The sequence below is a fragment of the Marinagarivorans sp. genome (assembly GCF_982758155.1).
On the sequence record NZ_CEXWTU010000022.1, the window covers coordinates 15242 to 37397 of the forward strand.

Consider the following 22156-nt stretch of genomic DNA (forward strand, 5'->3'; position numbering starts at 1 on the left):
GCCAAGTGGCTATTGAAACAATTAATGTTCCCGACATTGGCGGCGCAGAAGGCGTTGAAGTGATCGAAATTAGCGTTGCAGTGGGTGATATCATTGCGGCCGATCAAGAAATACTGATGTTAGAGTCTGATAAAGCCAGTATGGATATCCCCTCGCCAAAAGGCGGCGTGGTAAAAGCCATATTAGTGAAGGAGGGCGATAAAATTGCCGAAGGTACGCCCATACTCGACTTAGAAATCGAGGGTGAGGCTGCTGCAGAGCCGGTAGCTCCCGTGGCCGAACTTGAGCCCGCAATAGCCCCTGCCGTTAGCGCGCCGGCTTCTAGTGTTCAAGATATACCTGTTCCCGATATTGGCGGCGCCGAAGGCGTAGAAGTTATTGAAGTCTATGTTGCGGTAGGCGATACCGTAAACGAGGGCGATAGTCTAATCGTTTTAGAATCCGATAAAGCCAGTATGGAAATACCCGCGCCGGCGAGTGGTAAAATTACTGCGTTCAGCATCAAGGTTGGCGATAAGGCTAGCCAAGGTGATGTGATTGGTCAAATGGAAGTGGTTGGTGCTGCACCAGCTGCCCCTGTCGTTGAGGCGCCAAAAGCAGAAGCGCCGGCCAAATCTGTACCAGCTAAAGCCCCAGGCACCGCGCCCTCATCTTCGGCGAGTACTGAAATTGTGGTTTCATCTAGCGAAGTTTACGCTGGCCCTGCCGTGCGAAAGTTGGCTCGCCAGCTCGGCGTTAATCTGGCTGAAGTTAAAGGGACTGGCACACGCGGTCGTGTTTCCTTTGATGATGTACACGGTTTTGTTAAAACCGTAATGCAATCGCGTGCTAGCGGTGGCGGTAGTATCACAAGTGGCTCAGGTATTCCTGCTGTGCCGGAAGTGGATTACGCGAAGTTTGGTGAGATTGAGCTTGTTAAGATGAGCAAAATCAAACAGCTAACTGCCGAGGCTATGACGCGCAACTGGCTCAATATTCCGCGTGTTACGCAGTTTGACGATGCCGATATTACTGATGTAGAAGCTTTCCGTAAGGGCATGAAAGCCGAGGCTGAAAAGTCCGGTGTTAAGCTCACGCCGATGCCGTTCATAATTAAAGCCGCCGCGGCCGCATTACAAATGCACCCAAGTTTTAATGTTGCAATGCATAACGATGGTGAGCACATCATCCAGAAAAAGTTTATTCACATTGCTATCGCTGTAGATACACCCCGTGGCTTGATGGTGCCGGTGATTAAAGATGTCGACCAAAAAGGCATTTACCAAATCGCAAAAGAACTGATTGAATTGGCGGGTAAAGCACGCGATGGCAAACTTAAGCCTGCGGAAATGCAGGGTGGCTGTTTTACCATATCAAGCCTAGGTCCTATGGGCGGCACCGGCTTTACGCCAATGGTAAGCACTACTGAAGCGGGTATTCTGGGTGTCTCTAAAGCCAGCATGCAGCCGGTATGGGATGGCGCAGCCTTTCAGCCACGCATGATGTTACCACTCAGCTTGTCTTACGATCACCGTGCCGTGAATGGAAGCGATGCGGGTAAGTTCTTAACTTACTTAAGCGCTGTGATGGGCGATGTTAGGCGCTTGCTGCTGTAGTCGATCATTTTTCCTTTTAAGTTTGAAAAACCGGCCAACTGGCCGGTTTTTTTGTTTAATGGTTTTTTTGTCCGGGCACAATAGATACTCCCCTTGTTGCATAAATCTGTCGATAAGTTTAAATCACTTACCGGTATGGATGACCAAGCTGTTAGGGGCGGGGCAATAATAGTTTGTCCAATTAGGCGAGGGCGCCTGCTTTCTCAATAAGGCGCTCGACCGATTAAACGAATTACTGAGCCGAGTGAAATAGCGCGCGTGGCCTGCTTTTTATTATCAGATGAAAATAGTTTTATGACAGGGGCTTTAGTGCCTGTTGATGGTGGGCCCTATGTGTCAGGATAGTTGTCAGTAATCTAGATGTTTAACGAAACCAATAAATTAGCAATCTAATGAAGGGGGAAAATGATGGATGAAGTTCAACTGCAAATGCAGACGCATGCTGAAAAGCTGGTGGAGTTAGTCACAATATATGGTGGTCGTTTTGTTTTAGCGATTATCGTTCTTGTTGTCGGCCTTTGGATTATTGGTCGAATGAGTGATTTGGTGCGAAAGTCTACGGTTAAGGGGTTGCCTGACGAAACCTTAGCTAAGTTCCTCTCAAATATCTTTGAAATTATTTTGAAGGTGTTATTGGTTATTAGTGTCGCGTCTATGGTTGGCATAGAAACGACCTCTTTCGTTGCTATATTGGGTGCCGCTGGTTTGGCGGTGGGCTTGGCGCTTCAGGGCAGTTTGTCGAATTTTGCCGGTGGCGTGATGGTGCTAATTTTTCGCCCGTTTAAAGTGGGTGATTATGTCGAAACACAAGGCCTAGAAGGCGTAGTTATCGATATAGGTATCTTCGTTACAACGCTGAAAACGTTTGATAAGAGAACAATTGTTGTACCCAATGGCCCGCTGGCTAACGGCAATATTATTAACCATACCGCAAGCGATGTGCGTGCTGTTGAGGTGAATATTGGTATAGCTTACTCCGATAATATCGCCAAAGGTAAGGAGGCGATGGAAGCCGTTTTAAAGAATGATCCGCGTATTTTACAGGACGAAGACAATCTTGTTGCTGTTGTTGATCTCGGTGCAAGTTCTGTCGATTTCTTGGTGCGCGCCTTTGTAAAAACAGAAGATTATTGGTCGTTCTTTTTCGATTCTCGCCCGCTACTTAAGGCTGCGATAGAAGAGGCTGGCTTGACTATCCCATTCCCGCAGCGCGATGTACATATTATTCCAGAGGCAAGTTAGTGGTTAGATGCTAATGGTGTGACGATTGAAGCCCGGTGATGCCGGGCTTTTTTTTTCTCGATTTTCTTGGTGCAAGACTCGTTGTCCTTACCTCTGCTGTGAGAAAGTTCTTTGCCGCTTTGGTTTGGTGTGTATATACTGTGTATACACCCTATGCACAGTTGTGTTTTATGCAGGCTCCATTTCAACTTTCACAAGCCGATGGTCGTCCTATGTATCTTCAGATCATGGATAACATTAAGCAGCTTATCCTTAAAGGGCAGTGGCTTGAGGGGCAGGCTTTACCATCAATCAGAGAGTTAGCTGTCTCTATCAAAGTGAGCGTTATTACCGTGAAGCGAGCCTATCAAGAATTAGAGCGCGAGGGTGTTATTGGTACCCGCCAAGGGCTTGGCTCTTTTGTGGCAGAGCAGAACCAAAATGTAGTTAACCTCAAGCAATCCGAGTTGATGGTGTGCGTGGATCAAGTGATTGATTTGGCTGACTTGCTGAGAATTGATGAGGCGGCATTATTAAAGTTAATCGCAAGGCGCATAAAGGAAGGGCGAGCATGAGTGATATTAATGGGGCTTGGGCTGTCGAGTTTCAGGGGGTCAGTAAGCGCTATAAGCACTTCAGTTTAGAAAACCTTAATTTTCGTGTGCCTCAAGGTGAGATATTGGGTTTGGTTGGGCCTAATGGCGCGGGAAAGTCTACCTGTTTACGTCTGTTGATGGGGTTTGTTCAGCCAGAGTCTGGTGAAATAAAGGTTTTACAAAAAGCGATACCTGAATACGCCGTATGGTTAAAAGAGCGCGCGGCTTTTGTATCTGAAGATATGCGGTTATTTGCAGAGGCAACGATCGAATGGCACATGGACTTTGTTAAAGGCTTTTTTAGTCGTTGGGACGAAGAGTACGCACAGCAATTATTGTGCAGTTTCGAGTTGAATCCAGCGCAAAAAATTAAAGAGCTTTCCTTAGGGCAGCGGATTAAAACAACCCTAATGTTGGCGCTGGCTAGGCGTCCGCAGTTGTTAGTATTAGACGAGCCATCAACAGGCTTGGACCCTATTGCACGTTTTGAACTAACGTCACAGTTATTTGACATTATGCTGAATGAAGAAAGCAGCGTTATTTTTTCTTCACAGTTTACTCAGGATGTAGAGCGTTTATCCGATCGAATTGCTTTTATGGATAAAGGACGCTTAATTAGCCATCAAGACAAAGAATCCTATCTTGATAAATGGCGACGGTTGGTGGTGGTTGGGGATGGGGCGTTACCCCCTATGGATCATGCGTTAGATGTGCGGCCATGTCCTGAGGGCTATTCATTAACGCATGGTGAGTTTGATGGTGATGCTGTTGCTAAGCTGGGCGCGGCGGGCTTTACAGTGGCTCAATTAAAAACGATGACACTAGAAGAAATATTTATCAGTCAGGTGCGTCTAAATAGAAAAATGGGCGGGGGTGTCCGCGATGCTTAATCCCAGAGTGAAAATGTTAATTTATAAAGAGTTCTCCTTTTTGAGATTTAACGCATTTCTTTATTCTTTAGCGGGGTTGTGCGCTATAGCTGTGAATTTGATCCCTGGTCAGCCGGCATCATTTATTAGCTCAATTTTAATTATTACAGTATTTATGGTTTTTTATTGCCATATAGCAATAAAGTCAGTCATTACAGAAAATAAGGAAAAAAATGACCTTTTCCTTATGACACTTCCGGTATCGCCTCGCCAACTATTTTTTTCAAAAATGCTAGTTAATGGAATGTTTTTTTTGGCAGTGTGGCTGTTGTTTGTTGGGGCTATTTCGTTGGTTATCGTGATGAACGACCGCATACCCTCGATGGTGCTTTCTTTATATTTATTGATTTTCATACTCCTGATACCAGCTTATAGCATTATTCTTAGTGTCGGTATGATCACGGTTTCAGAAGGGTGGGCTATTTTAGCGCTTGTAGGCTGTAACGTGGTGAGTACGGTAGCGATTAATATGATGTCCAACAGCTCTGGCGTGTCCGAAGCTTTTGAGCTGGGAACCTTTGCTGAGATTGGATTTATATTTCCGTCTTGGGCCATGACGTTTTCACTCTCTATGTGTACTATCACAATACTAATCATTTCAATTTCCGTCGTTGTTGGTTTTCGGCGAAAATATTTTTTCTAAATTATCTGTGTGGAAATTTAAATTTAATTTCTCCTTGGGACTTTTTTGTCGAGTCTACGGACTTCGTATTTCTTATTAAGGATGTTGCTATGAGTCAGATTGAATCAGTACCAATCCCCACTGCACCGGTGCGCTATCATTATTTGGATAATCTTCGTGCGTTTGCCATGTTGGCTGGGGTTTTGTTGCATGTGGGTATTGGTTTTAGTGTGGTAGCCACTGAGTTTTGGCCTTTCGCTAATAAAACATCCTCTATTTTCTTTGATTATTGGCTTTGGGTTTTACATACTTTCCGTATGCCACTGTTCTTTTTAATTGCAGGGTTTTTTGCGCACTATCTTGTAGAGCATCGCGGTCTTAAAAATTTTATTAAGAATAGAGGGCTGCGGATAGCGGTACCGTTTGTTATATTTTGGCCGTTAATGGCTGGTTCTATGTTTGGTTTGATGATTTATGCGGCTACGTCACTTAGTGTGGATACTCCGATTATTAATTTGGTGCAGCATGCTATGGAGCACCCGGAAGAAGTGGGTGAAGAGGGATTCCCTGTCTCGACTACACATCTTTGGTTTATTTACTATTTAGCCATTTTTGCTTTATTGACGGCGTTAGTGTGCCGACTTGTTAAAAATGGCGATGGGGTTTCTCGTTTGATTAGTAAGCCTTGGGTGTTACTTCTTGCATTACCGCTCATTACAAGTTTGAGTGTTAGCCTGCAATTTACACCAAATCCCGCACCAGAAAGTTTTATGCCGGCTTTGTGGGCTATCGCCTTTTATGGTCTATTTTATTATGTTGGCTGGGTGTTTTATGCAAAGCAGTCGATTTTGAATATGTTAGCAAAGTTTTGGCCATACCTTAGTTTTATGGCGATTATTGCAGCTGCACTGTTTTGTGTGTATTTGCCCGCGCCAATGACGCTGGCGCAAGCTATGGAGCTAATGGCCAGCACGCCTGAAATGACTTTGATGCATGCAGTACGTTCGTTATTGACCGGCTTACTGGCGTGGTACCTTAGTTTTTTATGTTTGCTGGGCGCCTATCGTTTTTTAAATAAACAGAATAGGGTGTTACGGTATATCGCTGATGGGTCTTACTGGGTGTACATTGTCCACTTGCCTATAGTATTTTATTTGCAGGCAATTTTTCATAATATAGACTTACCGCTTATTTATGAATTTTGTTTGATTTCGGCGGTTACACTCGGTATTGGGTATTTAAGCTACGCGATCCTTGTGCGTCATACGCCTATAGGTTGGCTGTTAAATGGGCGTAAGAAAAAAGCTAAGATGGCAGCGTCGAATAATCCACCGTCTCCATCATAGGTAGGCTATTCAAATTAGCCTTAAGGGGCGGGGCAATAATAGTTTGTCCAATTAGGCGAAGGCGTCTGTTTTCTCAACAAGGCGCTCGAAGGGGCGCATGCCGGGGCATGTAACGCTTTGAACAACGCAGCTGAGGAAGCCGGAGGCAAGTATTATTGGATAAAATATTTTTTCCTCGGCCCTAACTGCTTTATTGTGTGTTTCGGCGGCAGCTATTTATAATGCGGCGCTGCCCGCGTGAATACTAGAGCGGGCGTGAAGCTGAGCATATTTCTTCTCTTGTGGTAGTGTGTGCGCTGTTTGTAGCGATGTGTCTGGCGGCTTATGCCGTAAGACACCTAAAGTACTGTTTGGAAGTGGATTTTTATGCATCATCAATGGAAATTTTGGTTACTTGGGCTAGGTTTTTCGGGTTTAGTTATGGTGGCCGGTAGCTATGCTCAGGAAAACCAAGAAGCGCTAGTGGAAGAGGGTTTAGGGGCGGTATTATCTGAGGTCGCATCCGGTGACGGTGGCGTGGAGGCATCTGAAGAGGAGCGGGAATATTTAACGTGGGCCGCTGAATTATGGCAATCCATTGATCGTAAGACGGGTTCGATTAATATCGGTGCTGCAGGCGCAACGCTTAATATTCCCGATAACTTTTATTACCTCAATGCCGATGATGCCAATAAAGTGCTTGTTGAAATTTGGGGAAATCCACCAGGTCAAAGTGTATTAGGTATGTTGTTCCCTGCGGGTGTTACGCCCTTTGATGCAGAGTCTTGGGCTGTAACGCTAGAGTACGAAGAAGACGGTTTTGTTTCTGACGAGGATGCTGATGAGATTGATTATGCGGAGCTCCTCGAGCAAATGAAGGCGGATACTCAGGGCGAAAGCGAGGCTCGAGTAAGTCAGGGTTTTGAGCCTATAGAGCTAGTGGGCTGGGCGGCAACTCCGTATTACGACGAAGCATCGCATAAGCTGCATTGGGCGCAAGAAATTAAATTTGGCGACGCAGATGTGAATACGCTAAATTATAATATTCGCGTGCTAGGTCGTAAGGGGGTGCTGGTGCTTAATTTTATTGCAGGCATGGAGCAAAAAGAATTAATAGAATCGAATATCGATACGGTATTGGCTTTGGCAGAATTCGAGCAAGGTTCTAAATATGAAGATTTTGATCCAGATCTAGATAAAGTTGCAGCCTACGGTATTGGCGCCTTGGTTGCTGGTAAGTTAGCGGCAAAGGCAGGCTTGTTTGCTATGCTGTTAATTTTCCTTAAGAAATTCGGTGTGATTATTGTTATTGCTTTGGGTGCTGCGGGTAAAGCGCTGTTTTCACGAAAAAAATCTTAATGGTTAAAAAACGCGTAGCTGAATACGCGCGAATTTTCTTTGTGAATTTCCCTCAATGATTACTGGCCGCTTGTATGCATCAAAAGCTAAAGCCCGATATTCTACTAAAGCAGTACCTTACTTGCCTATGCTTATCAATCGCCTACTCTATAATATAATTAAATACTTAGTCGGTTTTATGCTGTTAGGTAGCATCTTGCCGTATGTGGTCGTAAGATATTTTTCTGCCGAAAATGCTGTAAAAGTGTTCATCGAATCACCTCGGGAAATTGATTTTAATGGCACTATTCGAGTTGCGGCATACAATATTGCACATGGTCGTGGTGGAAAATACGGCGGTGATAATTGGAATGCTGAAACTCGAGGTGAAAGAGAGGCACGTCTGCGATTAATCGCGGATTTCTTAAGTGCGCAGGCTGTCGATATCGTGATTCTGAATGAGGTTGATTTTTCTTCGCACTGGAGTTACTCCCAAAATCAAGCCGAGTTTATTGCAAGGCATGCTGGTTTCTCGTACAGAGTAGAGCAGCGGAATTATGATTTATATCATCCTTTATTTAAATTGCAGTTTGGTAATGCCATATTGAGTCGATACCCTATCAATAGCGCCGAGTTACTGCCTTTTACCCCATTGTCAAAGTTTGAGAGTGTTGTTTTTGGCAATCACGATGGTGTTATTGCTGAGTTGAGTCTGAATAATGAAATTAACATATCGATTGTTGGGCTTCACTTAGAAGTTAGGGATCCCGGTAGCCGATTAAAAGCGTTCAGCGTACTGGAGGAGCTGATATCTCGGGCCGATAAGCCGACTTTCCTGGCTGGAGATTTCAATGCTGAAAAAAGTTTTGATTCCGGGAGTGATTCGGTTATAGATCGATTAGCGGAAATTGATGGTGTTGATTACTTTCCTCGCCCCTCTTTCAGTTCGGATAATTTCACTTTTCCATCAGAAAAACCATCGAAAACACTGGATTGGATTTTCATTCCATCCAGCGCTAAAGTTTTGCAGGGCACGGTGCCTCAGGTATTGTGGTCAGATCATTTCCCTGTGATTGTTGAAATAGAAATTTAAGATCATCTCCATGTGATCGCTGTATTCATATTCGCTGATAGCGAGCGAATATACTGGCGTTATTGCAGCAATTCTAAATTTTATACACAAAGGAACCAAGCGCTTAGCTATGTGTCTTGGGCTCTTCGGTATTATCATGGTCAATTTTACTCATAGTTGAGGCTATTAATGTTTGAATCTCCTTTTATGGACGCGGTTATTTTCTCCGTTCCCGGTACGCCGCTTTCGCTTAATTGGTACGGGCTAACATTTGCGGCCACTTTTTTGTTTGGTGTTTGGTACGCCAATCGGCGCAGTGATCGGCAGCCAGGGTGGGGCATAACGCGTGAAATTAATGGCGACTTACTCATGTACATCATTGTCGGTGTCATTGTAGGGGCCAGAGTGGGTTATGTCTTATTTTATGGCCTGGATCAGTTGTTCCCTGCTACCGAAACAGTGAATGCTGCCGGCACGGTTATCCGCTCAACGGGCTTTGATTTTTTCTTTATTTTCAAAATATACGAAGGTGGCTTGTCCTTTCATGGTGGGTTTCTGGGTGTTTGCGCTGCTTACCTGTTATTTGCACGAAAGCATAAGGTAAACCCTTTCACTATTGCCGATTGGGTGGTGCCTATTGTGCCGATGGGAATTACGTTTATACGAGGTGGCAATACAATTAACGGTGAACTTTGGGGTCGTGTCACGGAGTCCCCTTTAGGGGTCTACTTTATGAGGCTCCCCGAAAATGCTACCGGTGCACTGGTAGCGCGCCACCCATCGACTATTTATGAAATGTTGTTGGAAGGGGTGGTGATGTTTTTGGTACTACAGTGGTTTATTCGTAAACCACGCCCTCGCATGGCGGCTTCCGGCCTTTTTGTGGTCGGCTATGGTTTTTTCCGAACCAGTGTAGAGTTCTTTCGTCAACCGGATTCGCAATTGGGTGTTAATGGCTTTTTATACGGCACCGATTGGATTACGCGAGGGATGACGTTATCTGTCCCGATGGTTATTGCCGGTGCAGTAATGCTTATTATTGCTTATCGTTGGAATATTTATGATCACGAGCGTGCGCTGAAATAATAAATGCTTTGAGCGGTGGACTTATTTCAACGGCAAATAAACCTCGGTGAGTAAGTCGCATTCATCCACTTCGTGCGCAAAGTTAATGTACTGAAAAAAGCAAGGATAGTCCCTGAGTGTTTCGTTTGTTGTGCTAAGCCAATCGCGGTAAAGGTAATATACGCAGTGGTCTAAAGTACTATGGCTGCCTTTATGTTGGATCACAGCACAGCGTCCGCCGGGGATGATTCCCTTTTCAACGCCGAAATTATTGCTGGGCACATCCCCGGTTATGCTTCCGCCAACATCCCACGTGAAGTCCTCGGCAGGTGTCGTTTTGGGGTCGCTATAGGGGATGCCAAAAGTTTTGCTGGTTCTCACGGGTGAAAGCCCAGTGGCCTTACGCCATGCAATAAATGTAGCCGCAGTTTCTAAGACCTTTTGAGGGGAGCCTTTATGGCGCACAAAGGCAATGGGCGTTTCGTGGAATTGAATAGTGCGAACGGTCATGCTGGGTTCTCCTTGTGAGATGGTCGGCATATCAAATACTGTATGCCATTGTGGCCATGTTGGTTGGCTTCTGAATGCGCTGGGCGCTAAGCCCATTGTGCGTTTGAAGGCTCGGGCAAATGCTTCGGGTGATTCAAATCCGGCTTCTAGGGCAATATCCAATACCCGTTTGTCAGCTTCGAAGGCTAAGCGAAGTGATGCCCGTTTGAGCCTTGCCAGTTGAATGTATTGGCTTATGCTCATGCCGAGGTTAGCTTGAAAAACTCGATGAAAATGAAATCGAGAGAGTGCGGCCAGCTCACATAAAGTCGCTGGGTTTAGAGCTTCATCAAGATTGTGTTGGATATAGTCACAAACCCGCGCTAGCCGTTTATTGTGTCTGGCGTTCATATATTGCCCGCATAAGGTGCTCTTAATAGGTGGCTAGTATGCCCGCGCTTAAGAGGCTAATCCTGACTTATATTGCGCAATGTACTTCTGGCTGAGTGGATGAAACACGGTTTCATTCACTCGTACTTGCGACGCCCTCCTTAATATCGTTACTCAAAGCGTTACCTGCATTCCCATGTTTAACCTAAAAATGGTAGTTGAGAGTCAACAAAATGCGTGGTCACCTTATTGGTGATAAGGGGCGTGCATTAAATAACTTCCCGTTTTTGAATTCCTGGGTGCATGCTTGTCTTCGTTAAAAATATTTGCAATAGCCGGCTATTACGTCATATTTTCGCCTCGTCAAGCAAGCATCCACAAACCCAAATTCCAGCAACTTATTCCGTGCACGCCCCTAAGCCATTTTTATCGCGCCTTAGGTACGCCAAGGGGATGCGTAGACTTGGAGAGTTCAACTGCTGTTTTTAGGTTTAAGACACTTTTAAATGCAAAGCCTTTTGGCCGAACGGTTGGTTTTGTGGTTCTCGTGCAGGTCGTATCTATTTATGAGTGTCTAATTAAGGTTTTTAATAGGTCGGTTATCCTGCTTAAACTGAATGTTTGCAAGGCGGCGAGGTGCACTTTAATGGCGGTGAGTTGACTGTTGATGGGTTAATGAAATCTCCATTTTTACCTTATAAATAGGCATATTTCTATGTTGACTCTTAGTGATTTTGTTTCGCTTTGAGTCATTTCGACCCTTTAATATTAAAATGTTTCGGAGCTAAAGGCGCACCTTATAAACATGTTTTTTAAAAAGTTCAAAAAGACTATAACTGTGTACTAAAACCTGCTTTATATGGCGCACTTTACGTTTTGGTGTGATCCTCTACGCATTTCCATGTCCTTATATGCGTCCATACGTTGATTAGGACGAAGTATTTTCGCAACCCCGTAAATTAGCCTTCAATGTCAGCCCGCCCACTATTGGCGGCATTGGCACTCAATAAGGCAAATAAAAAAGGGTATAGCGATGTCCAAAATAAAGCTTTCGCCGCAGACCATAGGTTCGGTATTGGCCATGACGACCGTTTTGTCGGCATGTACCGGCACCGGCGATTCGTCTTCTACGGGTAGTCTAACCAGTGAGGCTCATTCGAGCAGTTCGGTAATGTCGACTTCCAGCGAAACACAAGCAAGTAGTGTTTCGTCCAATACTGGTACCACAAGCAGCGCTGCAAGTAGCCAAGCGCCGATTGGTAACTTAGAGAGTGGAAAAGCGATTTTGGAAGGCGGCAACTGTAATACCTGCCATAAAGATGCTGGTGAAGTTGAGCAAGGTAAGTACGGTGGCTTATTCCCTATTAACGTGAATAGCTGGAGCTACCCGACGAGTGATCGTTACACCGATAAAAACTACAGCGGCGATAGTGTTAATGCTTTGGCGGCCTTTATTAGCCAAGAAATGCCGACCAATGCGTTAGGCTCTTGCAGCCTGGGTGATTGCGCTTCTGATGTGGCGGCCTACCTGTGGAGTTTGCGTGGTAATACCCTTCCACCAGTAGTGGATGGACTAGCTTGCACCTCTAGCGACCCTGTTTATTATGGTCAGCGTGGCTTTAAGCTGCTGACTTCCTTCGAATACCACAACAGCCTTCAAAGCTTATTTAACGTCGACCTCGCCGAGGATTTCTCAACGACGGCACGTGCCTCTTCAGACGAAAACATTGCACGCTTGCCCAACCATAAAAATATTGCCATCCAAGAGCAACGCTTAGACTTGTATTACAAGAACGCCTCTGACTTGGCTGCTTGGGCTCTCAGCACAAATGGCGCTTTGCCATTTCAATGCGCAAACTTTGGCACTGCCGCCTGTGCGGAAGACTTTATTAATCAATTTGCCTTTAAGGCTTACCGCCGTCCGCTAACTAATGATGAGAAAGGTGATTACACCGATATGATCGTCAATGGTATTAGTGCGATTAAAGGGATGGAGTGGGCGATTACAACGGTGCTCAGTTCGCCAGATTTTCTGTATCGCAACGAGCTCGGTAAATCTGTAGCGGATGTGCGTGAAAAGGGTTGGGAGCTGCCGGTTGTTGCTTTTGATGGCGCCGTTACCATTGGTGGTTCGGCATTGGTACAAGCCGAAGATTATAAAACGATGACGGGTGTAATGGCCGAGCCCACTGAAGACAGTGGTGGTGGTTCTAACCTGGGCTATATTGATGCCGGCGATACGATGGATTACGCCATTAATGTGCAGTACCCAGGCCGTTATACCATTGCTTACCGTGTGGCTAGCGAAACGGGTGGCGGTATCCTTAGTGCTGCGGGCACCACGACCAATTTACCGAGTACTGGTGGCTGGCAAGTGTGGCAAACCGTTGAGCAAACAATTTCGCTGGAGGCGGGCGAGCAAACTTTGCGCCTTACGGCCGCAAGTGCAGGCTTTAACCTGAACTGGTTTAGCCTAATGTACAACAGCGATGCGACTCCATTGCGTGTTGAAGCCGAGGATTACACCGCCATGAGTGGTGTAATGACGCAGGCAACAGACGATACTGGCGGTGGCCAAAACGTGGGCTATATCGATGCAGACGATACCCTAGATTACACCTTCAATTTACCGGAAGCGGGCGTTTACCTTGTATCGTACCGTGTTGCCAGCGAGCCTGGCGGTGGCGCTTTAATGTTAGCTGGCGTAACGCCCAGCTCTGTAGCGGTACCAAGTACGGGCGATTGGCAAGCGTGGACGACCATTAGCCAGGAAGCGGTATTATCGGCTGGTGAGCAAAACCTTCGTTTGGTCGCTACCAGTGCTGGCTTTAACCTTAACTGGTTGGAATTTACCTATCTAGGTGCCGAGCCTACTACCGTGGCAAGCGAAGAATTCGAGAAGCTAGCGCTGGCCGATGGTGATGCCTATGTGTTGGATCCTTACGAGTACGCTTCGGCACTTTCGTACATGTATACCGCCAGCGCACCGGATACCGAGTTATTAAAAGCGGCAGCGAAAGGCGAACTGGATAACCCTACGCTTACAGAAGCGCACATTGAGCGCATGATGAACTCTGAGTTGGGCCATGCACAAGCACAGCGTTTCGTTGCTAAGTGGTTAAAAACCGATGGTGTTAAATTAGTATCGCGTGATAACCCCGACTTTACCGCGCAAGTAAAAGCTTCTATGGCTGAAGAAGTTCGCCAGTTATTCGATCACATATTTTACGACCCCTCAATTCCGTTCTCCGACCTGTATGGCGCGGACTATACTTTCTTAGATTCCACCTTATCGGCTTTTTACGACATTCCAGGCGGCGGAAACGCACCAATGGCATTTAACAAAGTCGCAACAGATAGCCGTGGCGGTGTTATTACATCGGGTGCTTTTATGGCTTTTAACGCTAAAGAAGATGGCACTGCACCGATTATTCGTTCGGTAGTATTGCGCCAAAATATGTTGTGCCAAGAAATCCCACCACCACCTACATTGAATGACGAAGGTGCTGACCGCACGATAAACCAAGCCGAAGTCGATCGCTTGCGCGCGCTAGGCGAGTTAACCACTGCCGAAAGTTTCGATTTGCTAACAAAGACGGATGCATGCGCTGCCTGCCATCAAGAAATTATCAATCCTTTATTCGGAATGGATGACTTTGACCATGTGGGCCTACCGCGTAAGCGCATTAATGGTGAAGTGGTTCAGCAGGGTTTAGGTGAAAACGGTAAAGACGATGTCATTATTGATTGGATTAACAATGGGGTACTTTACGGCATTAATAGTATTGATGATGTTGTACCAGAGGCCAATGAAAGTGGCGGTATTCGTTTTGTTGGTGCCAAAGACTTGTCTGAAAAAATGTCACTAGAGCCCGCCGTAGCCAGCTGTTTTACGCAGCGATCTTTCCGCTTTGCAACGGGGTATCCGCTAAATGCCAAAGCCGAAAGTGAGTCGGACCGTGATTACAGCAACGAACAGAAAGGGCACGCGGCCTGTAACGCACGTGATTTAAATGCAGTATTTGAAATGAATAACCAAAGTCCTTACGAGCTTTATAAGGCGATTGGTACTTCTGATGTCGTTCGCTTTAAGAAAAACTAAGGCCGTGTCTGTGCGGGTTAGCCCGCACATTAACAGCGTCGTAAAGCATAAATAGGTTTTATTATGAAAATGAATAAAAAAATATTTGGATTAACACCCAGCGAAGCCGTAAGACACGATAGCAGTCTAAAGAACACCTTGGCCGATGGCGTGCGCGAGAAAAAAGCGTTTTTAGCCAATGAAGAAAAAGCCAGCGTCGAGCGCAAAAATTTTGTAAATAAAGATCGCCGTCGTTTTTTAGATATGATTGGTAAAGCTGGCGTTAGTTTACAAGCATTGGGTGGTTCTAGCTTGGTGGCGGGTGCTTTTGCATCACGTAATGCTTTAGCCGCTGAAGATTTCATGAATAAAAACGTCGTTTTTGTTTATGTGAGTCAAGGTGCGCCAGGTGACCAATGGTTACCCGATGGCGCGAATGGAACACGCGGGGCTTCCAACCCTTATCGCGATGAAGGTGTGAGTGATTTAATGGCATTCCGCCATGTGAATGTAGAGGTGAATGGTCATGACAGTGGGCGCCAAGCCTTAGGGGACCCGCAAAACCAGTGGCACTTACATAAGCCAACGGTTGATATGCGTATTGCCGAAGTGATTGGCGGCACAACGCCATACGGCATGATGTATTTAGGCGCAAATGCTTTAATGGGGATGAACCAATTTGGCGAGCCCAAAGAATTATTGATGATCAGTGATGCGGGTATTCCAGTTGATGGGCCGCGGGCTGCACTCAATCAATTTTTTAATTCACCGCCTGCCATTAAAAATGATAATGGCCCTAATCAACTAATTGCAATGCAAGAGCGAGCCGTAAACGCTTTGAAGAGTAAGTTGGGTGCCGAAGAATATAACCGTATTCAATCGCACCTAAATGCACTAGACAGCTTGGAATCACGTATTGTCCCTAAAGATGAAGAAGAGCCCTTTAACTTAGGTGCCTGTAATCAGCAGGGTATAAACTTATTTCAAGAGACCTTAAATCAAGGTTATGGCCAAGCGGATGTTATCGCTTCGGCGTTTGCTTGTGGTTTAACCAAGGTTGCGGTATTGCAGGTGGGCGATAATAAAGCGCATTACACAATGCCGGGATTTTTCGACCGTGAAGTACACGGCGATGGTTCGCACAGCGGAAACTACAACGATTTTATTTCGTGTTGCCGCGGGCACCAAACCGTACCAGCTTACATGCTTAAAAAATTAAGAGACACCATCGGTGCCGATGATAAACCGCTTATCGATAATACCGTTTTTGTTGTAACCAACTGCATGGGCGATGGTCGTGAGCATACGCCTTATGCTAGCCCTTGGGGTATGGCTACGCGTATGTCAGGTTTTAGAAATGGTTTCTCGGCGGGTGATGGCGGTAATTGCCGCGATTTTATCAGTGCTATTCCGGTCGGGATGGGTTTACCCGATGGCATGTACACCAACTTAGGTGGCGACCCCAGCCGCGCAAATATATTAGCGTAATTTTTGTTTTATCCTGTATTACCCTAAGTGCTATCCCAGTAGTGCTTTTTTGTCGCGCCTTCGGGCGCGACCTTTTTATTTAAAATATTTAGCGCTACGCACGCGTTAAATAATGGCAAAGTATACGAGTGTGTAGGCATTTCTGAATGCAATTGAAACAATCACGCTATATTATCCATATCATCTTGCCCAATCCCTGTTTTCGTTACCTTGCGTTGCCGCGGGATACTTATTGGGCCCCTATCAAATAGTAAAGAGCTAGGAATATTTCATGAAATACCGTCCCTTATTGCTAACCGCTTTATCGTGTGTTTTGGTTGCGTGCCAACAAACACCGACAAAGCAAGATGAAACAAGTAAGTTAGCAACTGAAGCGCCAGCATTGGGCGCACCAGTTGCCGTGTATACGACAGCAAAAAATACCGATCAACGGCTAGCCGAAGGTAAAGCATTAGCCTTTACTAAGAGCGTTCAGCCTTCTGAGGGTGAAGTTTCCGTTTTTGTTAACCCCCATAAGGCCTTTCAAACCTTTATTGGCGTAGGAGGAGCATTTACGGATGCAAGTGCTGAAGTTTTTGCGAAGTTACCCAAGGATAAGCAGCAAGAGTTGTTAACCGCTTACTACGATAAAGAACAGGGTATTGGTTATAGTCTTGCGCGTACGACTATTCATAGCTCCGATTTTGGTAGCCACAGCTTTACTTACATTGAAGATGGCGATAAGGAATTAAAGACTTTTTCTATCGATCATGACCGCGAATTTCGTTTGCCGCTGATTAAGCAAGCGATTGCGGCAGCCGGTGGTGAATTGTTAGTGTATGCAAGCCCATGGAGCCCGCCAGCATTTATGAAAAGTAATAACAATATGCTCAAGGGGGGCAAGTTATTGCCCGAGTATTTTGACAGCTGGGCCATGTATTACACTAAATTTATTAAAGCTTATGAGGCCGAAGGTATTCCAATTTGGGGGATTACTATCCAAAACGAGCCTATGGCCGTTCAGCGCTGGGAATCCAATATTTATACTGCCGAAGACGAACGTGATTTTTTGAAGAATCACTTAGGTCCGATAATGGAGCGTGAGGGCTTAGGCGATAAAAATATCGTGGTGTGGGATCATAATCGCGATTTAATTAGCCAGCGTGCCAATACGATATTTGAAGACCCCGAAGCCGCTAAATACGCTTGGGGTATTGGCTTTCATTGGTATGAAACTTGGGCTGGTGGTACCACCATGCACGATAATTTATACAACGTAGCGCAATCTTTCCCCGATAAAAAACTACTGTTTACCGAAGGCACTAACGAGAATTTTTCACGTGATAAGTATCAGCATTGGCCAAACGCCGAGCGTTATGGACATTCGATGATTAATGATTTTAATGCAGGAACTGTAGGCTGGACAGACTGGAATATTTTGTTAGATGAAAACGGCGGCCCTAATCACGTGCAAAACTTTTGCTTTTCACCGATACACGCCGACACCCGTACTGGCGAGTTAATCTATACGCCAAGTTACTACTATATTGGGCATTTTTCGAAATTTATTACACCGGGAGCCAAGCGTATTAGCACCACGGTAAGCCGAAGCCACTTGCTGGCAACGTCTTTTAAAAATGAAGATGGAAAAACAGCGACTGTAGTGATGAATCAAACAGATAACGATATTGACTACAACTTTATTGTAGAAGATAAAGAGGTAGAATTAACCATTCCTGCACGTGCTATGCAGACACTTGTTTTTTAAGTTTTAAGAATGCGCGCTATTTTTTTAGTGTGACTTAAATGCTGCGTAACGGCTGAAATTATTTTCAACCCGTTGCGCAGCATTTTCCGTTTATATACCTGCCAATGGCCCCGATGCAGGGTCGCCATAAAAAGACAACTCAAAGTCAAACCGATTCAATATTGCTGCATGTAAGGCGGCTGTGCGCGCACCATTGGCGTTAATAACGCGGCCTGGCTCAAAACCGCCCGCACGTCCTGCAAGCAGAGTCGGCATATCGCGCCGAGAGTGGGAATCGCCGTTGCCATTTTCAGAGCAATAAAGCGCAAGGCTTTCGTCGTAAAGGCTGCCAGTAGGGGTTTGTGTTTTGCGCAGTTTATCGACGAGATAAGCAAAGCGGCGGGTTTTAAAGCGTGACGTTAATACTACCCGTTGGTCTGCAATGCGCGCGGCTACATCGCGGGGTAGGGCATCTAAATCTTTGGCGCGATCGTTATCGCCGAGCTTGTGTGAGATAAAGTGATCGCTGTAGTTACCTACGCCAATAGTACCGGCCTCGTCGCGGCTGCCATCGCCTAAAATGTAATCGGAATAATTAACACCCCAGCTATTGCTGTATTGAACCGTGGCTACATTGGTTAGGTCGCAAGCCATGGCTAGCACGGCAATATCAATAAAGAATTTTGACTTGTCGTGGAAGTTATTACCCGAGCCATTTATTTGCGCAGAGCCGCAAGAATGCGTGGTGCTAATTTGTTGTTCTAGGGTACGAATGCTATCTAGAAATTCATCCACACGCTGTTTATCGGCCTGCCCAAGCTTGGACTGCAGTTGCGAACAGTCTTCTTTCAAAAAATCGAGAATGCTGGCATTGCGCAGGGCTACGGCATTGGCCGTTGCTGAGTTTTCGGCAGCGCCGAATAATTTGTTAAATAAACGGCGTGGGTCGCGCTCGGTATCGGCCGGTGTGCCAGCGCCTACCCAAGAAACATAGCCTTGTGATAAAGCTAAATCGGTAGAGGCTGACATAGCCAGATAAGGGTAGGGGCCGGCATGTTTTTGTGCAATTAACATGTCCAAGCTCGGAGCGGCCGGTGTTGATGCGTCGCCACCATTCGCCTTTTTATAGGCTTGTAGTGCCATCGAACAAGTGTGAATGTTGGTATTCAAACCTTCGTGGTTAACGCCGTTAACTACGGTAATATCTTGATAAATCGCTTCGCACGAGGGCCAGATACCTTCGGCGGCAAAACCGGTTAAATCTTGCATGGCCGATGACAAATTGCCAGGCTCTAACTTCCCTGTGCGCGGTTGCCAGCGGCCAGGATCTGTTCCGTTAGGATAAAAAAAGCCAAAGAATCTTTTCGGTGTAGTATCGGCTGTGGAAGCTTTAGCGGGCATCATCGCTTCTAGCATCGGTAAAGAAAGTGCTGCGCCGGCACCGCGCAATAATGTGCGTCGGGGTAGCATTTTATTTTTTATAAACATAGTGTTCTCCGGCTAACCGCCAAAAGGTGCTTAATTAACGGGCTAATCATTTGGCGGTACCAAAAATTCTTACTTCGCGAAGCGCAGACCACTCGGTAATATTGCCGTAGGTGCCTGTAATGTTAATGCGTATATAGCGCGCTTTTGTGGGGGCAAATAAATCACTGATCTTATCGCCGCCTTGCATACTGTTGAGTCGATCGACAACGCGGGTATAATTAACGCCATCAACAGAAGCCGAAATTTCGTATTGGTAGGGTCTTTCTAAATAGGGGTAAACTTCACTTTGCACCACGGTATATAAGCCACCTAAGTCGATGGTGGCGCGCTGGGGGAAATCATAAGCTGACCAGCGAGAATCCCCGTTAAGGCTATTGTCGGTAATGCGAAACCCTGTGTTTTCGCCTTCTTGCGCGGTGGTGGTCACGGGCTTGTTCGATGCCACGTTTTCTACCGTTGGTTCCGGTTCGATTTCTGTTTTAGGTTCTGGCGCTAATCGCACACGAAAAGACGGGTCTTCAACCAGTGAAAGTAGCAGCGATGTGAATTGCCTGCCCGAATTTTGGAACTGCTGACCTGCGCGCTCAACGGTGCAATGGTCAGTATCTTGCGGTTCGTGGTTACGGGTGTATAAAAAGAGTCGATCGGCTAAGCAGGCGCCCACTTCAGGCATTTCAGATAAGGCTTCGGCAATGGAGCGAATACTTTGAATACTCTTATCGTTGGCATCGGGGAAGCCTGCTGCAACGGGGAAATCCAAAAGATTGACGTCGTTATCGAAAAGCCCTTGCCGGCTAAAGGGGGCGAAAGCAACACCGATGGGATCGATTTGTGAATGGCAGCGTTCGCAGGCAGGGTCTTCATTGCGCGCAGCAATAATTTCCATTGGGGTATAACCGGAAAATTTTCCATTAATAATATCGGCGATACCGCTGGGTAATTTTAATTCTTGGCACAAGAAGGTACCGCGTAACCAATTGCCGCGAATGGCCACTAAATCACCATCGGTTTTAGCAAACATATTAGAGGCATGGGTGAGTATGCCGGTATAAGCGCGCGGGTGGTTGGTCGGTAATAAAGTCGTGTTATTGTTTACCGAATTTAAATTGTAATAGCTGGCTAGTTGAGGTGTTAAATAGGTTTTGTTTTCGGTAAATACACCCATGAAATCTTTATCTTGCCACACATATTCGCTGAGTAATTGATTCGTTTCGGCGCGCATATCATCGAATATAGTGTTGTACCAATTCGCCGGTTTTTCTACGGGTTCATTTAATAAGTTGGTTGCTAGCCACTGTTCAAAAAAATCGGTTAAATGTGTTTTGGCCCGAGGGTCTTTTAGCATTTCTTGTGCAATACTTTTGAGACCGCTTTCGTTATCCAGTTGGCCGCTTTCAGCTTTATCCAGCAGCTCGGAAGAGGGGCCTTGCCCCCAAAGTGAAAATGCTAAACGCGAGGCTAGCTCATAACGATTGAGTGTCGATAGCCCCTCTACACTATTGCCCACCTCTACACGGTAAATAAAGTGTGGCGAGCTTAGTATGACTTGAATGGCGAGGGTGAATTGATCTTGTGTAGAGCTGCTTTGGGTTAAGGCAAATTGTTGAATACGATTGCTTTCTTCGTTGGTCAGCGGGCGCCTAAAAGCGGTGCGGCCAAAGTGATTAATAAAGGTATTTAGGCAGCTCGCATTGTTGTAATCGCAGCCTAATACTCGATCGCGCCTGTCGCTAGCATTCATTAATGCCTCAGCCTCTTGGCCGGCTACAGCGATATAACCGCTAAGGTGGCTTACTTGCACGCTTTGTACGCTGGCTATCGTTTTAAAGTTGTGAACTGTGGGGTCATCGGGGATGGCGCTAACATCGGGTGCTTCGCTCAGTTGAAAAATCGCTTGTATTGTATTGGCGTATTCTTGCTGTGATAGCCGCTTGAAGGTACTAGGGCTCGGTTGTGTTTCGGTGTCAGCGCAGGCGTTGCTATTCGGTGTGTGGTTAAAAACACTGATCACAAAGGCTGCGACATTGACCGCGCAGTCACCGGCACATTGTTGCGTGGCGTTGGCATTGCCTGGCGGCATGGCGATGTCGGTAAAGTGAGCAAAGCTAGCGGCGTTATTGCAGACCGAACAACCTACGAGTGAAGGGGCATTAAATTGATCAACGCCCTCGCCATTTTCACCATGGCACAGTTGGCAGTGGGCTTTGTATTGCTGTTGGCCTGTAATTACATCGCCGGCGATAGGTGGTTCGGTAGGGCTTGATGACGATACCCCCGCACTGGACGAGCTGCCCAGTGCGCTTGAAGAACTGAGCGCATTACTGCTGACGGAGGGGTTATTGGGCTGGCTACTGGATAGGTTGGTTTCTTGTTCTGTCCCTGTGCAGGCAGCAAATAAAAGGCAGCTGGCTAGCACAAGTGAAAATGTTCTCATCACGATGTGACCTCGAGGATCGATGGTTATCATTTGATTGGACTGGGTTTGACGTAATAAGCTAATGTCCCAAATTAAGCCGCCAAAAGTCCACGCCTTTAATCGCTAGTTTCGTAAGAGTTGAGGGGCTTGTCACAGGGTGGGCGAAAATGTGCTGAGGTGGTGTTGTTTGGGGTGTTTTGCGTGGCCTTCCCCGGTGAGCTTTTAGCGATATATCTCACAGGGGGGGCAGGGTCTGTAACACTTTAGGGGCGAGGCAATAATAGTTTATCCAATTAGGCGAAGAGATCGGCTTTC

The 22156-nt window shown here is 46.1% G+C and carries 16 protein-coding genes; 13 read left to right on the forward strand and 3 right to left on the reverse strand.

Features of this window, described 5'->3' with window-relative positions:
* The first annotated feature begins 5 nt into the window (after nucleotides 1-5).
* The 10 genes from aceF to lgt all read left to right on the forward strand — a co-directional run bounded on the left by aceF (nucleotide 6) and on the right by lgt (nucleotide 9784).
* The gene (gene aceF / locus AC3A8L_RS04555; protein ID WP_487961050.1) at nucleotides 6-1595 is read left to right on the forward strand and encodes a dihydrolipoyllysine-residue acetyltransferase; all 1590 of its coding nucleotides are present in this window, start codon (nucleotides 6-8) and stop codon (nucleotides 1593-1595) included.
* 222 nt (nucleotides 1596-1817) lie between these two features.
* Entirely contained in the window at nucleotides 1818-1940 is a 123-nt protein-coding gene (locus tag AC3A8L_RS04560) for an SDR family oxidoreductase (RefSeq protein WP_487961065.1), read from the forward strand.
* Nucleotides 1941-2000: 60 nt separating this feature from the next.
* Entirely contained in the window at nucleotides 2001-2837 is an 837-nt protein-coding gene (locus tag AC3A8L_RS04565; RefSeq protein ID WP_487961051.1) for a mechanosensitive ion channel family protein, read from the forward strand.
* A 170-nt stretch (nucleotides 2838-3007) separates the two neighbouring features.
* Nucleotides 3008-3391, forward strand: a complete 384-nt coding sequence (locus AC3A8L_RS04570; protein WP_487961052.1) for a GntR family transcriptional regulator — start codon at nucleotides 3008-3010, stop codon at nucleotides 3389-3391.
* Complete coding sequence (locus AC3A8L_RS04575) at nucleotides 3388-4302, forward strand: ABC transporter ATP-binding protein (protein ID WP_487961053.1); 915 nt, start codon at nucleotides 3388-3390, stop codon at nucleotides 4300-4302. Before AC3A8L_RS04570 ends, AC3A8L_RS04575 begins: the two co-directional genes overlap by 4 nt.
* A 13-nt stretch (nucleotides 4303-4315) precedes the next feature.
* Nucleotides 4316-4984, forward strand: a complete 669-nt coding sequence (locus tag AC3A8L_RS04580; RefSeq protein ID WP_487961054.1) for a hypothetical protein — start codon at nucleotides 4316-4318, stop codon at nucleotides 4982-4984.
* Nucleotides 4985-5073: 89 nt separating this feature from the next.
* The gene (locus tag AC3A8L_RS04585; RefSeq protein ID WP_487961055.1) at nucleotides 5074-6309 is read left to right on the forward strand and encodes an acyltransferase family protein; all 1236 of its coding nucleotides are present in this window, start codon (nucleotides 5074-5076) and stop codon (nucleotides 6307-6309) included.
* A 366-nt stretch (nucleotides 6310-6675) separates the two neighbouring features.
* Nucleotides 6676-7647, forward strand: a complete 972-nt coding sequence (locus AC3A8L_RS04590) for a DUF2167 domain-containing protein (protein ID WP_487961056.1) — start codon at nucleotides 6676-6678, stop codon at nucleotides 7645-7647.
* Nucleotides 7648-7825: 178 nt separating this feature from the next.
* Nucleotides 7826-8719, forward strand: a complete 894-nt coding sequence (locus AC3A8L_RS04595) for an endonuclease/exonuclease/phosphatase family protein (protein ID WP_487961057.1) — start codon at nucleotides 7826-7828, stop codon at nucleotides 8717-8719.
* Nucleotides 8720-8887: 168 nt separating this feature from the next.
* Nucleotides 8888-9784 carry a prolipoprotein diacylglyceryl transferase gene (gene lgt / locus AC3A8L_RS04600; RefSeq protein WP_487961058.1) on the forward strand — a complete coding sequence of 299 codons (897 nt, stop codon included), beginning with the start codon at nucleotides 8888-8890 and terminating at the stop codon, nucleotides 9782-9784.
* A gap of 21 nt (nucleotides 9785-9805) precedes the next feature.
* Here the strand turns inward: lgt and AC3A8L_RS04605 are convergent, their stop codons facing one another.
* On the reverse strand, nucleotides 9806-10663 hold the full coding sequence (locus tag AC3A8L_RS04605) for an AraC family transcriptional regulator (protein ID WP_487961059.1): 858 nt from the start codon (nucleotides 10661-10663) through the stop codon (nucleotides 9806-9808).
* A gap of 1012 nt (nucleotides 10664-11675) precedes the next feature.
* Here AC3A8L_RS04605 and AC3A8L_RS04610 point away from each other — a divergent pair.
* The 3 genes from AC3A8L_RS04610 (at nucleotide 11676) to AC3A8L_RS04620 (ending at nucleotide 17958) form a co-directional block, all read left to right on the forward strand.
* Complete coding sequence (locus AC3A8L_RS04610) at nucleotides 11676-14744, forward strand: carbohydrate-binding protein (protein WP_487961060.1); 3069 nt, start codon at nucleotides 11676-11678, stop codon at nucleotides 14742-14744.
* Between the two features lie 63 nt (nucleotides 14745-14807).
* A complete protein-coding gene (locus AC3A8L_RS04615; protein WP_487961061.1) occupies nucleotides 14808-16211 on the forward strand; it encodes a DUF1552 domain-containing protein in 1404 nt (467 codons plus the stop codon).
* Nucleotides 16212-16482: 271 nt separating this feature from the next.
* Nucleotides 16483-17958, forward strand: coding sequence for a glycoside hydrolase family 30 protein (locus AC3A8L_RS04620; RefSeq protein ID WP_487961062.1), 1476 nt, complete (start codon nucleotides 16483-16485; stop codon nucleotides 17956-17958).
* 90 nt (nucleotides 17959-18048) lie between these two features.
* Here AC3A8L_RS04620 and AC3A8L_RS04625 read toward each other — a convergent pair whose 3' ends face one another.
* Nucleotides 18049-19425, reverse strand: coding sequence for a DUF1552 domain-containing protein (locus AC3A8L_RS04625; protein ID WP_487961063.1), 1377 nt, complete (start codon nucleotides 19423-19425; stop codon nucleotides 18049-18051).
* A 46-nt stretch (nucleotides 19426-19471) separates the two neighbouring features.
* Nucleotides 19472-21859: a DUF1592 domain-containing protein gene (locus tag AC3A8L_RS04630; RefSeq protein WP_487961066.1), complete on the reverse strand. Its 2388-nt coding sequence runs from the start codon at nucleotides 21857-21859 to the stop codon at nucleotides 19472-19474.
* Nucleotides 21860-22156: the final 297 nt, after the last annotated feature.

Coding starts and splice junctions, on each gene's coding strand:
- AC3A8L_RS04565 (WP_487961051.1), top strand. CDS start 2,001: ATGATGGATGAAGTTCAACTGCAAATGCAGACGCATGCTGAAAAGCTG.
- AC3A8L_RS04570 (WP_487961052.1), top strand. CDS start 3,008: ATGCAGGCTCCATTTCAACTTTCACAAGCCGATGGTCGTCCTATGTAT.
- AC3A8L_RS04575 (WP_487961053.1), top strand. CDS start 3,388: ATGAGTGATATTAATGGGGCTTGGGCTGTCGAGTTTCAGGGGGTCAGT.
- AC3A8L_RS04580 (WP_487961054.1), top strand. CDS start 4,316: ATGTTAATTTATAAAGAGTTCTCCTTTTTGAGATTTAACGCATTTCTT.
- AC3A8L_RS04585 (WP_487961055.1), top strand. CDS start 5,074: ATGAGTCAGATTGAATCAGTACCAATCCCCACTGCACCGGTGCGCTAT.
- AC3A8L_RS04590 (WP_487961056.1), top strand. CDS start 6,676: ATGCATCATCAATGGAAATTTTGGTTACTTGGGCTAGGTTTTTCGGGT.
- AC3A8L_RS04595 (WP_487961057.1), top strand. CDS start 7,826: ATGCTGTTAGGTAGCATCTTGCCGTATGTGGTCGTAAGATATTTTTCT.
- lgt (WP_487961058.1), top strand. CDS start 8,888: ATGTTTGAATCTCCTTTTATGGACGCGGTTATTTTCTCCGTTCCCGGT.
- AC3A8L_RS04605 (WP_487961059.1), bottom strand. CDS start 10,663: ATGAACGCCAGACACAATAAACGGCTAGCGCGGGTTTGTGACTATATC.
- AC3A8L_RS04610 (WP_487961060.1), top strand. CDS start 11,676: ATGTCCAAAATAAAGCTTTCGCCGCAGACCATAGGTTCGGTATTGGCC.
- AC3A8L_RS04615 (WP_487961061.1), top strand. CDS start 14,808: ATGAAAATGAATAAAAAAATATTTGGATTAACACCCAGCGAAGCCGTA.
- AC3A8L_RS04620 (WP_487961062.1), top strand. CDS start 16,483: ATGAAATACCGTCCCTTATTGCTAACCGCTTTATCGTGTGTTTTGGTT.
- AC3A8L_RS04625 (WP_487961063.1), bottom strand. CDS start 19,425: ATGTTTATAAAAAATAAAATGCTACCCCGACGCACATTATTGCGCGGT.
- AC3A8L_RS04630 (WP_487961066.1), bottom strand. CDS start 21,859: ATGAGAACATTTTCACTTGTGCTAGCCAGCTGCCTTTTATTTGCTGCC.